This window comes from Subsaximicrobium wynnwilliamsii (assembly GCF_007997225.1).
Classification (GTDB): Bacteria; Bacteroidota; Bacteroidia; order Flavobacteriales; family Flavobacteriaceae; genus Psychroserpens; species Psychroserpens wynnwilliamsii.
Window position 1 is genome coordinate 293,247 of record NZ_VORM01000003.1, and the last position, 15,129, is coordinate 308,375.

General features: G+C 40.3%; 13 protein-coding genes. 9 read left to right on the forward strand and 4 right to left on the reverse strand.

Annotated features, from left to right (window positions below; all coding sequences use genetic code 11):
• Positions 1–132: 132 nt before the first annotated feature.
• Genes ESY88_RS04135 through thrC form a run of 3 tightly spaced genes read left to right on the forward strand, consistent with a single transcriptional unit; the run spans position 133 to position 2,997 of the window.
• Complete coding sequence (locus tag ESY88_RS04135; protein WP_189702515.1) at positions 133–1,062, forward strand: homoserine kinase; 930 nt, start codon at positions 133–135, stop codon at positions 1,060–1,062.
• On the forward strand, positions 1,055–1,633 hold the full coding sequence (locus tag ESY88_RS21315; protein ID WP_223270711.1) for a four helix bundle protein: 579 nt from the start codon (positions 1,055–1,057) through the stop codon (positions 1,631–1,633). Before ESY88_RS04135 ends, ESY88_RS21315 begins: the two co-directional genes overlap by 8 nt.
• 56 nt (positions 1,634–1,689) lie before the next feature.
• Complete coding sequence (thrC, locus tag ESY88_RS04145) at positions 1,690–2,997, forward strand: threonine synthase (RefSeq protein WP_147084745.1); 1,308 nt, start codon at positions 1,690–1,692, stop codon at positions 2,995–2,997.
• Positions 2,998–4,495: 1,498 nt separating this feature from the next.
• Here thrC and ESY88_RS04150 read toward each other — a convergent pair.
• Complete coding sequence (locus ESY88_RS04150) at positions 4,496–5,137, reverse strand: SDR family oxidoreductase (protein WP_147084746.1); 642 nt, start codon at positions 5,135–5,137, stop codon at positions 4,496–4,498.
• A gap of 255 nt (positions 5,138–5,392) precedes the next feature.
• On the opposite strand from ESY88_RS04150, the gene ESY88_RS04155 reads away from it, so the two are divergent.
• The 6 genes from ESY88_RS04155 (at position 5,393) to ESY88_RS04180 (ending at position 11,630) form a co-directional block, all read left to right on the forward strand.
• On the forward strand, positions 5,393–5,734 hold the full coding sequence (locus ESY88_RS04155) for a DUF6249 domain-containing protein (protein WP_147084747.1): 342 nt from the start codon (positions 5,393–5,395) through the stop codon (positions 5,732–5,734).
• 250 nt (positions 5,735–5,984) lie between these two features.
• Positions 5,985–7,784: a DUF885 domain-containing protein gene (locus ESY88_RS04160; protein ID WP_147084806.1), complete on the forward strand. Its 1,800-nt coding sequence runs from the start codon at positions 5,985–5,987 to the stop codon at positions 7,782–7,784.
• A 349-nt stretch (positions 7,785–8,133) separates the two neighbouring features.
• Entirely contained in the window at positions 8,134–9,117 is a 984-nt protein-coding gene (locus ESY88_RS04165) for a peptidase associated/transthyretin-like domain-containing protein (protein ID WP_147084748.1), read from the forward strand.
• A complete protein-coding gene (locus ESY88_RS04170; RefSeq protein WP_147084749.1) occupies positions 9,110–9,463 on the forward strand; it encodes a DoxX family protein in 354 nt (117 codons plus the stop codon). The genes ESY88_RS04165 and ESY88_RS04170 overlap by 8 nt, the downstream gene beginning before the upstream one ends.
• A 319-nt stretch (positions 9,464–9,782) precedes the next feature.
• Positions 9,783–10,649 carry a pepsin/retropepsin-like aspartic protease family protein gene (locus ESY88_RS04175; protein ID WP_147084750.1) on the forward strand — a complete coding sequence of 289 codons (867 nt, stop codon included), beginning with the start codon at positions 9,783–9,785 and terminating at the stop codon, positions 10,647–10,649.
• Between the two features lie 348 nt (positions 10,650–10,997).
• Positions 10,998–11,630, forward strand: coding sequence for a transglutaminase-like domain-containing protein (locus ESY88_RS04180; protein WP_147084751.1), 633 nt, complete (start codon positions 10,998–11,000; stop codon positions 11,628–11,630).
• A 352-nt stretch (positions 11,631–11,982) separates the two neighbouring features.
• Here the strand turns inward: ESY88_RS04180 and ESY88_RS04185 are convergent, their stop codons facing one another.
• The 3 genes from ESY88_RS04185 to ESY88_RS04195 all read right to left on the reverse strand — a co-directional run bounded on the left by ESY88_RS04185 (position 11,983) and on the right by ESY88_RS04195 (position 15,121).
• Complete coding sequence (locus ESY88_RS04185) at positions 11,983–13,806, reverse strand: AMP-dependent synthetase/ligase (RefSeq protein ID WP_147084752.1); 1,824 nt, start codon at positions 13,804–13,806, stop codon at positions 11,983–11,985.
• 100 nt (positions 13,807–13,906) lie between these two features.
• On the reverse strand, positions 13,907–14,371 hold the full coding sequence (locus tag ESY88_RS04190; protein ID WP_147084753.1) for a MaoC family dehydratase: 465 nt from the start codon (positions 14,369–14,371) through the stop codon (positions 13,907–13,909).
• Between the two features lie 12 nt (positions 14,372–14,383).
• Positions 14,384–15,121, reverse strand: coding sequence for an SDR family NAD(P)-dependent oxidoreductase (locus ESY88_RS04195; RefSeq protein ID WP_147084754.1), 738 nt, complete (start codon positions 15,119–15,121; stop codon positions 14,384–14,386).
• Positions 15,122–15,129 lie beyond the last annotated feature (8 nt).

The following is a 15,129-nucleotide window of genomic DNA, read 5'->3' on the forward strand; positions in this document are numbered from 1 at the left end:
TCTGTCGCAGTTCTTAAAATAATCGCAGTCGGTGTTTTCAGCTTAGCTCAGATAAAAAAACCAATTGTAATGGCCCTATTCAAAACTAGCTCTGAAAATCACAGCATTTCAAATTCAAATTCAACTTAGGCCGTGCAACACAACAATATAAAAATTTTCTCCCCAGCAACGGTCGCCAATGTGTCCTGCGGATTTGATGTGCTCGGATTCTGTTTGGAATCGATTGGTGATGAGATGGTCATTAGAAAAACGGATGAAAAAGGCATTCGCATCACAAAAATCGAAGGTTTTGATTTGCCATTTGAAGCCGAAAAAAATGTCGCTGGCGTTTCTGCTTTGGCTTTGATGGAAGCTGCAAAACCCAATTGCGGCTTCGAAATCGAGATCTACAAAAACATAAAACCAGGAAGTGGCGTTGGCAGTAGCTCGGCAAGTGCCGTAGGCAGTGTTTTTGGTATCAACGAACTCTTGGGAAGACCTTTTGACAAAACACAACTAACCAATTTCGCGATGAAAGGCGAGGCTTTGGCCAGCCAATGTGAACATGCCGATAATATCGCACCTGCCATTTTTGGTGGCTTTACCCTGGTCAAATCTGTGACACCCTTAGAGGTTTTGCAATTGCCAACACCTGCCAATTTGTTTGCGGTCATCATCCACCCACAAATTGAAATCAAGACCTCAGAGGCCCGTTCTATTTTACCCAAACAAATTGATTTGCAAAAAGCAATTACCCAATGGTCCAACGTGGGGAGTTTGGTGCACGCCTTACACACCAGTGACTATGGCCTGTTGAGCCGCTCACTTAGCGATGTGGTGGTAGAACCTTATAGAAAACAACTCATCCCACACTTCGATGACCTACGAGAATCTGCGCTCAAAAATGGCGCTTTAGGCTGTGGCATTTCTGGTTCTGGCCCTTCAGTTTTCAGTTTATGCCACGGAAGGGAGACTGCTAAAAACGTAGCCAGAGCAATCAAGACGCTGTTTTCTAAAACCGATATTCCTTTTGAGATGTACTTGTCACGAATCAATACGGAAGGGATTAAAGTGATTGGGTAGAGGGAGAAGGACGGAAGACGGAAGACGGGAGACGATTGAAGGGAGACGGGAGACAGGAGACGGGAGACGGGAGACGATTGAAGGGAGACGGGAGACAGGAGACGGGAGACGGGAGACGGAAGACGGAAGACAGGAGACGAAAGACGGGAGACTGGAAACTGGAGACTGGAGACTGGAGACTGGAGACTGGAAATTAATGACAAAAACACAAACCATGGAACAGTTTAAATTTGAAAAACTAATTATTTGGCAAAAAGCAATGGATCTGGGAGAAGACATTGATAAAATGGCCGATGCCTTTCCATTAAAAGAAAAATTCAATTTGACTTCTCAAATTAGACGGGCTTCAGATTCCATCGCCCTTAACATTTCAGAAGGCTCCATAGGTCAGTCCAACCCAGAGCAATTTAAATTTATGGGCTATTCCATTAGAAGTTTGGCTGAGGTTGTCACTTGTCTTTTCAAAGCTAAACGCAGACTTTATATAACCGATGAACAATTTCAACCCTATTATTTGCAAGCGCATACACTAATGAATATGATGATTGCCTTCAGAAATAACCTTAAATAAATTCCGACTATGAATACCGCCAGTACTTCGGTCTTCTGTCTTCGGTATCTTTTACCATGAACTATTACAGCTTAAACAAAAAAGCCCCACACACGTCATTCAAAAATGCAGTCGTAAAAGGCTTGGCACCCGATAGAGGCTTGTATTTTCCTGAGCACATCCCTGCGCTTCCAGCCTCGTTTTTCGAGACTATAGATGATAAATCCTATTCTGAAATCGCTTTTGAAGCCATCAAGCAATTTGTGACGCCCGATATTCCTGAGCCAATTTTGAAAACCATTATTGAAGAGACCCTATCTTTTGAGTTTCCCATTGTGCGTTTGAACGAACATATTTCGACTTTAGAATTGTTTCATGGCCCCACCATGGCGTTCAAGGATGTTGGCGCCCGCTTTATGGCGCGCTGTCTAGGCTATTTCAATCGAAACAATACGGAAGAGGTTACGGTTTTGGTGGCAACCTCTGGTGATACTGGCGGTGCTGTGGCCAACGGATTTTTAGGTGTGAAGGGAGTGCATGTCGTGATTTTGTATCCTTCTGGGAAAGTGAGCAATATTCAAGAAAAACAACTAACCACACTTGGCCAAAACATTACAGCTTTGGAAGTGGATGGTGTTTTTGACGATTGTCAGGATATGGTAAAACAAGCCTTTCTAGATCCCGAATTGACCGATAAAATGCAGCTCACTTCTGCCAACTCCATCAATGTGGCGCGTTGGCTTCCGCAGTTGTTCTATTTCATGTTCGCCTATAAACAATTGCACAAAAAACATGAAGACCTGGTGTTTTCAATCCCTAGCGGAAACTTCGGAAACATCTGCGCAGGCATGATGGCGCAACAGCTAGGACTGCCCATAAAACATTTTATCGCCTCCAATAATGCCAACAACGTGGTTACCGAGTATTTGACCACGCAGCTTTACAATCCGAAACCTTCCGTGGCCACAGTAAGCAATGCGATGGACGTTGGAAACCCGAGTAATTTCATCCGAATCCAGGAAATTTATAAGAATGATTTTGAGGAGTTGAAACGCAATTTGTCCAGCTATAGTTATTCTGACGACGCCACGAAAGCTGCACTTTTGGAAATTTACAAGCAATTTAATTACATTGCCGACCCTCACGGCGCCGTGGGCTATTTGGGCTGTAAGGATTATTTAAAAGACCATCCCGATGCGCATTGTGTGTTTTTGGAAACCGCACATCCCACAAAATTCTTGGATACGGTGGAAGCGGTCATCGATAAAAAAGTGGATTTGCCAGCCCAAATCAAAGCAGTGATTGACAAGAAAAAAATCGCGACCAAAATTTCAAGTTATGAAGATTTGAAAAGATTTTTGTTAGCGGAACAAAAGCAGGACTAAACCACCATTAAAAAACAGCGAAAATCAGCCCAATCAGCGTCATCTGCGTTCTAAAACAAGAACACGACTCTAAAATATCGAATACCGAATGTTGAATATCGAATCTTGAAGTTTTGATGCTAACTTCGATTTGAAGACAGAACTTACCCAGAATTTAGAGAACAGCGAAAATCAGCTCAATCAGTGTCATCTGCGTTCCAACACTGAACTAAAGCAGGACTATATCAGATTTAAAAAACAGCGAAAATCAGCTCAATCTGTGTCATCTGCGTTCCAACACTGAACTAAAGCAGGACTAAACCAGATTTAAAAAACAGCGAAAATCAGCTCAATCTGTGTCATCTGCGTTCCAACACTGAACTAAAGCAGGACTAAACCAGATTTAAAAAACAGCGAAAATCAGCCCAATCAGCGTCATCTGCGTTCTAAAACAAGAACACGACTCTAAAATAGCGAATACCGAACGCTGAATATCGAATCTTGAAGTTTTGATGCTAACTTCGATTTGAAGACAGAACTTACCCAGAATTTAGAGAACAGCGAAAATCAGCTCAATCAGTGTCATCTGCGTTCCAACACTGAACTAAAGCAGGACTAAACCAGATTTAAAAACAGCGAAAATCAGCCCAATCAGTGTCATCTGCGTTCCAGAACAAGAACACGACTCTAAAATATCGAATACCGAACGCTGAATATCGAATCTTTAAGTTTTGATGCTTGCTTCGATTTGACTACTGAACTAAAACAGAACTGACCAAGAATTTAAAAAACAGCGAAAATCAGCTCAATCAGTGTCATCTGCGTTCCAATACAAGAACACGTCTCTAAAATATCGAATAGCGAACGCTGAATATCGAATCTTGAAGTTTTGATGCTTGCTTCGATTTGACTACTGAACTAAAACAGAACTGACCAAGAATTTAAAAAACAGCGAAAATCAGCTCAATCAGTGTCATCTGCGTTCTAAAACAAGAACATTTCTCTAAAATATCGAATAGCGAATGTTGAATATCGAATCTTGAAGTTTTGATGCTAGCTTCGATTTGAAGATAGAACTTACCCAGAATTTAGAGAACAGCGAAAATCAGCTCAATCTGTGTCATCTGCGTTCCAACACAAGAACACGTCCCTAAAATATCGAATAGCGAACGCTGAATATAGAATTTTGAAGTTTTAATGCTAACTTCGATTTGAAGACAGAACTTACCCGGAATTTAGAGAACAGCGAAAATCAGCCCAATCAGTGTCATCTGCGTTCCAACACAAGAACACGTCCCTAAAATATCGAATAGCGAATGTTGAATATCGAATCTTGAAGTTTTGATGCTTGCTTCGATTTGGACATAAAGCGCTAAAAAGGGTTTTATAAAACAGCAATTTCCGAAGAAAAAAAATGCGCAATCGAAAATTTACCCTTGAGATAACTCATTCCGATTGCGCACGCTTTAATTTTATAACCGGCTCGTATTTGATCAACCAGTCGTTGGCATTTCAAAATTTAAGACTTCACTTCAGAAAGCGTATCCATTGCTTTCCCAATTAAAGTATCGCCTTCTAAGATTTCAAAAGTCGCTTTATTGGCGGTGTCGTCATTTAACGATCGCACCAAAGTCTGCGCCACGTCTGCCCTACTTATTTCGCCGCGTTTGTTTAGCTTTTCTTTAAGTTGAATATGATCTGTTGCTTTGTTGTTGGTCAAGCTTCCAGGTCTTACAATGGCATAATTCAAACCGCTTTGTTTTAAGTACTCATCGGCATTGTGTTTGGCCTTTAAATAATCTTGCAATTCTTCAGCTTTTTCGGGTGCATCTGCTCCCATAGAACTCAGCATCACAAATTTCTTGACGTTCGCCTGCTTAGAGGCATCGACCAATCGTTTGGCACCTTCTTGGTCTACTTCAATAACTTTCTTTCCGCCAGAACCTGCCGCAAAAACTACCTTATCGATGTCTATGACAGCATGAGCCAAATCCTTTTCAAGATCGGCCAATACGGTTGCTACGCCTTCATTTTCAAATTGTTTGACTTGATCCTCAGTTCTTACCATAGCCACAGGCTTAAAATACTGTGACTGTTTCAAAAGATTTACTATTTGTTTTCCCGTGGTGCCATGTGCACCTGCAATTAATACATTTTCCATCCTAATAATATAAGCTTAATTGGCGCTTTCACAAGCTTAGCGCCCAGTTTAACTTAAGTTTATAATACGATAGTAACGTCAAATATTCTATTATGTTAATCAGTTTAAATTCGTACATCGTAATATCCTCCATCTAAAACCACGAACCGGAAATTTTTCTAAAATAGCTGTAACCTAAACTCAAAAGCTGTCGTCATAAGCTATGAACCTAAAAAGTAATTCATCAAAAAACGAACATTTTAAACACACACAATTATGGAAGGAATTTTAATACCAATCAGCTTATTCTTATCGGTTTTCGGGATCTTTTATTTATATCTGTCAACTAGAAACAAAGAACGTTTGGCACTTATCGAAAAAGGTGTCGATGCCTCAGTTTTCATGAGAGGCCGGCAACGCACTGCTCCAATCTGGAAAGTGATCATCCTCAACCTCGCCCTTTTACTTATGGGTATTGGTGTTGGTGTTTTTCTGGCCACCATTTTAGATCATTATACCATTTTAGATGACGCAGCCTATCCTGCCAGTATCTTTTTAACTGCGGGCGTTGGGTTATTCGTTGGTTTCAAGCTTACGAAGAATCTGGATAAAGATTAAACAGTCCCAAGTTTCAAAAAAAAAGGCATCTGAAAAAAGTCACATCGCACTTTGCCCTTAACCTGATAAAAGATTTGAAAAATAGCATCCTTTTTATCTGTTAATACACTGAGTGCTGAGACTTCATACTTCATGAAGGTTTGATCTTTTTTTGCTCCTAAAGCCACCACTTCATCAATGGTGGCTTTTTTTGTTCAGGAAATATGAGATTGTGTATCTTTAGCCATCTAACCACATGACCCCAATACCAATGAAACACATTTTTATAGCCTGCTTAGTGCTATTGAGTCTTAGCGCTTGTAAAAACGACAAGACCGAAACTGCCGAAGAACCCCAAAAAACAAACATCCAAGAAAACATGGAATTCAGTAATGCTCTGGATCAATACTACGAAGACGGATTGCAGCTCGACCCATTGAGTGCCACTGCTGCAGGGGACCATCGTTTTAATGATCAAATGCCAAACTATTTGGCAGAGGATTACAAAGCCAAACTCCAAAGCTATTACAGTGGCTACAAATCGAAGATCAATGCCTTTGACGATGCCGATTTATCTGAAAGTCAGCAAATGAGCAAGGCCATTCTCAATTGGGAATGCGACATCAATCTAGAAGGACTTGCTTTTGATCAAGACCTAACGCCCATCAATCAAATGTGGACCTTACAATTGGGGATCGGCCAGTTGGCCAGTGGCGCAGGGGCTCAGCCTTTCAAAACCGTTGAAGATTATCAGAATTGGTTAAAACGATTGGATGGCTATTTGGCATGGATGGCTTCCGCCGAAGACAAAATGAAGCAAGGCATCCTTAGCAATCAGGTGCTGCCAAAATCCTTGATTTTAAAAGTGCTGCCGCAGTTGGAGGCCTTAACAACCAACAATTTAAACGCCCATTTGTTTTATGCACCGGTGCTTAATTTTCCGAAGGATTTTTCCGAAGCCGATAAAAAACAATTGACCAAAGCCTATCAAGACAAAGTCAAAACCGAGATCATTCCTGCTTATACCAAGCTCCATGATTTTATGGCCGGTGAGTATCTAGAGGCGGGTAGAATTAGCAGTGGATTGGCCGATACGCCCGATGGTAACGCATATTACAAGCACCAGATCAAGCGTTATACCACCACCAATATGACCGCCGATGAGATTCATGAACTTGGACTCCAAGAGGTGGCGCGTATCCTAACCGAAATGGAAAAAGTGAAGCAACAAGTGGGCTTTGAAGGCGATATCATGTCGTTTTTTGATGCCGTTCGCAACACTCCTGAATTGATGCCCTATAAAACCCCTGCAGAAATTATTGACCATTTCAACAAGATCCATCAAATCATGCAACCGCATTTGGAAAAAATGTTTGATCTGAAACCAAATACGCCTTTTGAGGTGCGCCAAACGGAAGCCTTTAGGGAAGCTTCAGCCAGTGCCGAGTACAATCCTGGTTCTTTGGATGGCACGCGTCCAGGCATTTTTTACGTGCCCATCCCTGATGCGAGCACATACAATGTGTTTTCATCTGAATCGCTGTTTTTGCATGAGGCCATCCCAGGACACCATTATCAAATCGCACTGCAGCAGGAAAATAAGGACTTGCCAAAATTCCGAAAAACATTGTGGTACAGTGCTTATGGCGAAGGCTGGGCCTTGTATAGTGAATCCTTGGGCAAGGAATTGGGACTTTACACCGATCCCTACCAGTATTTTGGGATGCTGAGCGCAGAGATGCATCGCGCCATTCGCTTGGTGGTTGATACGGGCATTCATGCCAAAGGCTGGTCTCGCGAGAGGGCCATTAAATATTCCATGCAAAATGAAGCCGAAAGCATTGCTGGCATCACTTCGGAAATTGAGCGCTATATGGCCAATGGCGGACAAGCATTATCATACAAAATAGGTCAACTGAAAATTTTGGAACTTCGTGCCAAAGCTGAAAAAACATTAGGCAAGAACTTCAATATCGCCAAATTTCACAACCAGGTGCTCATGAATGGCTGTGTGCCGCTTGCCCTTTTAGAAGACAATATCAATGCTTGGATTGACAGTGAGCGGGAATGAGTTTATGATAAGGGTAAGAACATAGAGGGTAGGCATTAGGGATTTGGGATTTGGGATTAGGATGAATGTACGCATGATAAAAACTTGAAAGTAAAAATTTTCTAAAAAACAAAAGATGGTTTAAAACCTATATGCTGAATTCTTGTATAACGCAATTGTTAAATCATACGCCCTTATTTGACTTACATCCTTTTATGCATTTCCGCCCGTCTACTGTACTTTCAAACCTGCAAATGATAGCAGATCAAAATCAATAAGAGTCACAGTATCCAATACAAACCCTCGACCCGTTAATTTTAATTCGCACTAATTCGTTTAATTCGTTTTAATTCGTGAAATTCGTAGCACTATGAGAATTATTAGCCCCCTACTCTTTCTTCTATTAACCAGCCTTACCTACGCACAAACCAAAGTGCTGGACCGTGAGACCAAATATCCTGTGTCTTACGCCACGATTTCGTTTGGTGACGGCCAAGGGATTTTTGCCGATGATGAAGGCAGCTTTTACTTTACCAAGAAACTCTATCCCGATGTGGATTCGCTTTATATTTCAGCACTGGGTTTTAAGGAGCTCAACATTGCCACCAAAGATTTACCCAAAACCCTTTTTCTGGATGCCGAAATTGATAATCTGGATGAGGTGGTGGTTCATGCCAAAATAGATCGCAAGTTCAAAGAAGAGAGCTTCAAGCCCTATTTAGACGATGATTATTACCACTGTTGGCTGCCCACAATTGAAAGTGAGATTGCCGTCTATTTTCCCAATCCAGACGAAAAGCTCAAAAAAATAACCGAAGTCATCTTCCCCATCACCCTAGAGTCCCGCGATTGGTCCAAACGGAACAAATCCAACGCCGATAAGCGCCCCTTTTCCACCCTATTTAAAGTCAAATTCTACAGAAATAACGCTGGCGTACCAGGCGAAGTGCTCACTTATGACAATATCGTTTTTCGGGCCACCGAGAAAAATGGCGACTCTTATGAACTCAATGTGGACGAAAACGACCTCTATTTCCCCAAAGATGGCTTTTATGTGAGCCTTCAGGTCTTGGGTTATACAGATGAAAAAGGTAAATTATTGCCCAATAAAAAATATAAAGAAATCAAAGCTAAAAACGGAAGAGGCACCGTGAAAATCCCCACCAATTTTAGACCCTTGCTCCCATTTACCGACGAGATGGATGCCCATCGCACTTACATCAAGCGCGTGTTCATTAGCGGGAACAACTGGGTACAATTTAAACAGGGCAATGGGATCGAGTCCAGTTTGCTGAAGTCCAATCTCAACAACTATGGGGTTGGGATTAACTATAACGCGTATAAAGATGAATAACCCTTGGCACCTTTACTTGATGGCAGCCATTTACGTGCTGGCAGGTCTCATCCATTTTATTAAACCGAAAATCTACCTGCGCATCATGCCGCGCTATCTGCCCAGCCACAAACTTTTGGTGGCACTCAGTGGCATCGCCGAAATCGTCGTGGGCATTGGGCTTTGCTTTGAGGAGACTCGCACAATTGCAATCTATGCCATTATTTCAATGCTGGCGGTGTTTTTATTGGTCCACTTTTACATGCTTTCCAGTGAAAAAGCGGGTGCAGGCATCCCAAAATGGCTCTTGCTGCTTCGCATTCCCTTGCAGTTTGGATTGATGTATTGGGCTTGGGTTTATTTGTGAAAAATCACAATTATCGTTTGAGTACCTAGATGAGCACTCGAATTAGGATTTACCGAAACTAATCCAGAACTTTCAAGAACAGTAGCATCGAAAAAAATCTGCTTGTTTACTAATGATTTTGATAGATTGAAATGGACTTCGGTTTGGCTGTGAGTTTCAAGTGAAGCATATTAGTTGCGCTCGTTTAATCATATAAAATTGCGATTACAGGGATTTATGTGGAGGGATTTAATGTTTTGTGCGCGATACGGGAAAACCTCAGGCAACCATTGAAGCATGTTTTACGTCTTTATAATAACCAACTAACCGTAAATCGAGTATGAAAAATTTAAAACCAGTAGTATTTGCCTTAATACTGTTGCTCTCATTTAGCTGCTCCGTAACTAAAAATCAAAAAAAAGGAACAGTACTGCCTGAAAGATTCAATTATGAAACAGAATTCACTACCGCCAAAACAGTAATGATCATTCCGTCAAAAATAAATGGCGTTTCTAAAAATTTTTATTTTGACACAGGTGCACAGTATTCAATGATTCAAAGAGATTCATTAATAGGTAAAACAGAGTATGCGACAGGTGCCTCTAAACGCGTGATGAAAGTGGGCACTGAATTTATTGCCTCATTCAAAATTGGAACTATAGATTTTAGAAATACGATAGCCATGAATGGCGATATGGAAGGTCTAAAGGAACAAATCCCCAATTTCGGAGGAATAATTGGACAACCGATAATCAACAAAGCCAATTGGCTTATTGATTATCCAAATAAAAAACTTCAGATTTCAAACGAAACTTTGGTTGATGAAACCTTTGAAACAATCAAAATCAAAAGAGAAGATGGCTCACCTTATACTTATATCTCAATAAATGGGATTGAATATAAGGTTGTTATTGATTTTGGTTCATCATCCGAATTTAATCTGCCTAAAGAATCTAAACTTGCAAAACAGCTTCTACAACTCTATGATTTCGATGATAATGAAAGAGAGAGATATACTCTTGGCGGACTTCAAACGATTCAAGAAAAAGTGGGAATCGTACCTTTGATAAAATTGGGAAACATAGCATTTGAAAACGTTAGTACCACCATAAATGTTTCAAGCCAACCAAGAATCGGAATCGGGTTTTTTAAAGATTGTGAAATCTATATCGACAACATTGGCAATAGTTATAAAATCAAGAAATAATGCGTAAAGCAAGGTTCACAACAACTTATATGCTAATTTACAGGTTGTTGAATAATAAAGGACAGGTTGTATTTGCGAGTCCGACAAATTTTTAAATTGTGTTCTGTGTAATTCCTGAAAGCAAGTGACTTTTTTAAACCTTAGGTATCATTCACAGATCCTTTGAAGCTCGTTTGAAGCTCATTTGAAGCTTCAACTAAAATAACTTAAGGCAAAAAATCTAGAAGTTTAAATGATTTTTTTGCCTTTTAAACACCAAATAAAAAGTGTTTGAACGGTAAAGGGACTCAAAAATGCTCAACCTATATCAAGACGCAAAGCTCAAAATTGAATTTATAAAATGATAACATGGATTATTTATCTTCAACATATTATTTTGATTTCGAAACTGAAGAAATACAACAACTCGTTTCTGAATTCAAAAGTGACCTCATTTCTGATAAAGAAAAAACGAAACTATTGTATCTTAAAGTCCGTGATTCTTGGAGATACGACCCTTATCATTTGAGTTTTTCCAAAGAGAATTATAAAGCAAGTACAATTGCAGGAAAGCCAAAAGGCCATTGTGTGGAAAAATCCATTATACTAATCGCCTGTCTTCGTGCTTTGGGAATTCCTGCCAGACTTCATTTAGGGAAAGTTAAAAATCATATTGGTGTTGAAAGATTAACCGAGAAATTTGGAACTAATGAACTCACACCGCACGGCATGGTCAATGTTTATTTAAATCACAAATGGCTTAAATTATCACCAGCATTCAACAAAACAATGTGTGAGATTTATAATGTTTCACCTTCAGAATTTGATGGGGAAAACAACTCTTATTTGCAGGAATTTAATAACGACGGAAAAATTTTCATGGAATATCTTGAAGATTATGGTCATTTTGAAGATGTTCCGCTTGAGTTTATGATAACTAATGTAAAAGAGCATTATCCACATATTTTTAATAAAGACAATAAATCGGAATTCAAACTATAAAAACTGTTTTCAAAAACGTGTAAAATAGAGGCAAGTCGTAGTAAAACCAGTAAGTTCGGGCGTTTTTTCTAGGTTGGAAAATTTTTAAGTTTTGGTTTATTAAGAAAAATGCTGCCAAGTAAATTTTAAATTTGGCTTTTGCTCAATCGGGTAAGAACCACTATTTTTAAGCCCTCCTAGTCTAATAACAAACAGTTTCGCATACTAGCAAAGAATGCCTCTCCAAATCAATAACGTACGCAACAAATCTAAAAGTTCAACTCATTTTTTTGCATGCTGAACAGCTACAAAAAAAATTTGAATGCTGAAAAAACTGAAAAATGCTCAACCTAGTTCAGTGTCATACAAGAACTCATTCTTTCGCATAAATAGCAGCAATTTCGGCACTGTATTTTTCTCTTATGACCCTTCTTTTGAGTTTTAATGTAGGTGTTAGTTCTGCCAATGCACCATCTTCATGAATTGGTAGCCATGGCGTGGCTATGAGCTTAAATTTCTTGATCTGTTCAATGTGGCCAAATTCTGGGTTGTAGCTATCAATGACTTTTTGATATTTCTTGATGACCTTTTCATGCTGAATCATTTCCGCTAAACTGGTCCATTCCATTTTTTTATGGAGGCACCAATTTTTCAGTGCTTCTTCTGAAGGCAAGATCAAAGCGGAAATAAACTTTTGCTTATCACCGATGACCATCATCTGTTCAACCAGAAAATCTTCCTTGATCCGTGTTTCAATGGGTGCAGGAGCTACATATTTTCCGCCGGAGGTTTTCAACAATTCTTTTTTACGATCTGTAATCTTAAGAAACTCCCTTCCGTCGACCCCTTTAATCAGCTTTCCTATATCACCTGTACAAAACCATTTTTTTCCATCAATTGTCTGGAATACCTGCTCATTTATTTCTGGTTTTTTATAATATCCTAACATCACGTTGGGGCCGTGAGCGAGAATTTCCCCCTCGTCTTCCTTATACTCTCCAGACGTCTTATCAATATATAGCTCAACACCATCAATGGCATACCCAACGGTTCCAATCATGGCAGCATTAGGTTCCAAGGAATTTGCAGTTAAGGTCGGCGAAGTCTCCGTTAAACCGTAGGCTTCGCGAATAGGGATACCTGCCGCACAAAAAACACGTAATATTTTAACGGGACAAGGGGCGGCACCGGTAACGATTTGCTTTATGTTACCTCCTAAGGCTGCCCTCCACTTGCTAAAAATCAAGGTATCGGCCAATTTCCATTTTAGCTTTTCGACAAAAGACAACTGCTGGTCTAGCTCGTAATCATCCGTTAGGTCCAAAGCCCAGAAAAACAGTTTCCGCTTAGTGCCTTCCAAGGCCAAACCCTTATTGTAAATAGCTTCATAAATCTTTTCCAATAAACGCGGCACCGTTGTAAAAGCAACCGGACCAACGGCTGCCAAATCCCCATCGGGACCACTTAGATTGTCGGTTCCACATAAAAACACCGAAACGCCCTTATAGCAATAACAAAAGGATACGGCCCTTTCATAAATATGGCAAAGCGGAAGAAAGCTCAGTACTTTTTCATTGGGTCCAGCAACTAATAGTTTTGCGGTTGCTGTAACCACATGCATGACATTGGCATGGCTCAGCATCACTCCTTTGGGTCTTCCTGTAGTTCCGGAGGTATAGATAATGGTTACCAAATCATCCCCTTTTATATTGGATTTGATGCTTTCTAAGCTTGAAATACCATTCGTGTCAAAAATAGCCTCCCAATAGGGGTTACCGTTCAAGCCATCAAAGGTGTAAATGTGTTTTAGGGTAGCTACTTCTTTTTGGCTTTTAGATAGTTTATCGTATAAATCCAGTCCTCCGCAAAAGACCGCTTTTACCTCAGCCTCATTTAAAATGTATTCATATTCTAAAACGCTGATAGTGGGATATAAGGGAATACTAATCATTCCGGCTAGTTGCACAGCATAGTCCATTACAACCCATTCCGGCCGATTTTTATAGGCAACAATGGCGACCTTATCACCCGGTACAAGTCCTAGTTTCAATAATCCTGCTGCCGCTTGTTCCGCAGTGTCCTTTAATTTTTGGGTGCTATAGGATTCCCAATTCCCATCTTTATTCCTTCCGCTAATGGAAGCTTCTAAGGGATTATTTTTCAATTGATAGTCGAGTAAATCAAAGAGTCTGGTCATTGGTTTGGTTGGTTTGGTTGGTTTGGTTTGGTTTGATAACCCTGAATATACGAAATAAAGAGTTCTAATTCAGAAGGATTGCTTAAACGTTGATTAGGGACTATTCAAACATAATACTCATAAATTCAGCCACGCAGGCCGGTTTCTCAGCCCCTTCAATTTCTACTGTACAGTCACAGGTAACTTTGACACCGTTTTCGTTATAGGGCTCAATAGCTGTAATTTTCCCATTGAGTCGTAACTTGCTATCCACCAAAACGGCATTTGGAAATCGAACTTTATTCAAGCCATAGTTTACACCCATTTTTACCGACTTTATCTGAAGCAGGTCGCCCAGCATTTTAGACAACAGGGATACCGACATAAAGCCGTGTGCCACTGGCTTTTTATATGGAGACTGTTGGGTCGCTTTTTCCACATCGACATGTATCCATTGAAAATCCAAGGTTGCTTTGGCAAAATCATTTATCATTTCCTGTGTTACGGTAATCCATTCCCCAGGTGGAAGCGTTTTGCCCTCGAATGTTCTAAATGCCTTTAAGTCGTCAAATACCATTTTAGTCATGTTTTCTATTGTTTATCGTGAAGTTCCTCCATCAATGGTCAAACAAATTCCAGAGACAAAACGTGCCTCATCAGATGCCAGATATAAATAACCATAGGCGATATCGATGGGTTGTGCAACGGTTTTTAAAGGAATACTTCCCTTAATCGCCTCTAACTGTGCTTCTGGGATTTTATCGACCATATCGGTCATGGTGAAGCCGGGAGCTATGGCATTGGCGGTGATCCCATATTTACCCAGTTCCATGGTCCATGTTTTGGACATGGCAATGACACCCGCTTTGGTTGCCGCATAATTGGTTTGACCAAAATTGCCACGCAATCCTACATTGGAGGCCGCACTAACTATTCTTCCATAGTTGTTTGCCTTCATATAAGGTGCTACCGCTTGGGTACAGATAAACACTCCTTTGAGGTTGACCTCGATAACAGCGTCAAATTCAGCTTCACTCATTTTTTCCAAGGTACGGTCACGAGTGATTCCTGCGTTATTGATTAGAATATCAATTTTGCCGTATTTGGAATTCACCTGTTCAAAAAGTTTTTCTACGGAAATTTTATCGGTAACCGACACCTTATGGAATTCTGCCTTTCCGCCGGATTCACTAATTTCATTGGCTACTTCTTCGCCTTTGGGAAGTACATCCATAATTATCACAGTTGCGCCTTCCTTCGCAAACAGTTCGGAAATTGCTTTTCCGATTCCCTGTGAACCTCCTGTAATGATTGCTATTTTATCTTTTAATCTCATGTCTTTTG

What these genes read in the sequence shown, in the direction of transcription:
- ESY88_RS04150 (WP_147084746.1), bottom strand. Translation starts at nt 5,137, where the DNA reads ATGGAAAATGTATTAATTGCAGGTGCACATGGCACCACGGGAAAACAA.
- ESY88_RS04190 (WP_147084753.1), bottom strand. Translation starts at nt 14,371, where the DNA reads ATGACTAAAATGGTATTTGACGACTTAAAGGCATTTAGAACATTCGAG.
- ESY88_RS04165 (WP_147084748.1), top strand. Translation starts at nt 8,134, where the DNA reads ATGAGAATTATTAGCCCCCTACTCTTTCTTCTATTAACCAGCCTTACC.
- ESY88_RS04160 (WP_147084806.1), top strand. Translation starts at nt 5,985, where the DNA reads ATGAAACACATTTTTATAGCCTGCTTAGTGCTATTGAGTCTTAGCGCT.
- ESY88_RS04195 (WP_147084754.1), bottom strand. Translation starts at nt 15,121, where the DNA reads ATGAGATTAAAAGATAAAATAGCAATCATTACAGGAGGTTCACAGGGA.
- ESY88_RS04185 (WP_147084752.1), bottom strand. Translation starts at nt 13,806, where the DNA reads ATGACCAGACTCTTTGATTTACTCGACTATCAATTGAAAAATAATCCC.
- ESY88_RS04170 (WP_147084749.1), top strand. Translation starts at nt 9,110, where the DNA reads ATGAATAACCCTTGGCACCTTTACTTGATGGCAGCCATTTACGTGCTG.
- ESY88_RS04175 (WP_147084750.1), top strand. Translation starts at nt 9,783, where the DNA reads ATGAAAAATTTAAAACCAGTAGTATTTGCCTTAATACTGTTGCTCTCA.
- ESY88_RS04155 (WP_147084747.1), top strand. Translation starts at nt 5,393, where the DNA reads ATGGAAGGAATTTTAATACCAATCAGCTTATTCTTATCGGTTTTCGGG.
- ESY88_RS04180 (WP_147084751.1), top strand. Translation starts at nt 10,998, where the DNA reads ATGGATTATTTATCTTCAACATATTATTTTGATTTCGAAACTGAAGAA.
- thrC (WP_147084745.1), top strand. Translation starts at nt 1,690, where the DNA reads ATGAACTATTACAGCTTAAACAAAAAAGCCCCACACACGTCATTCAAA.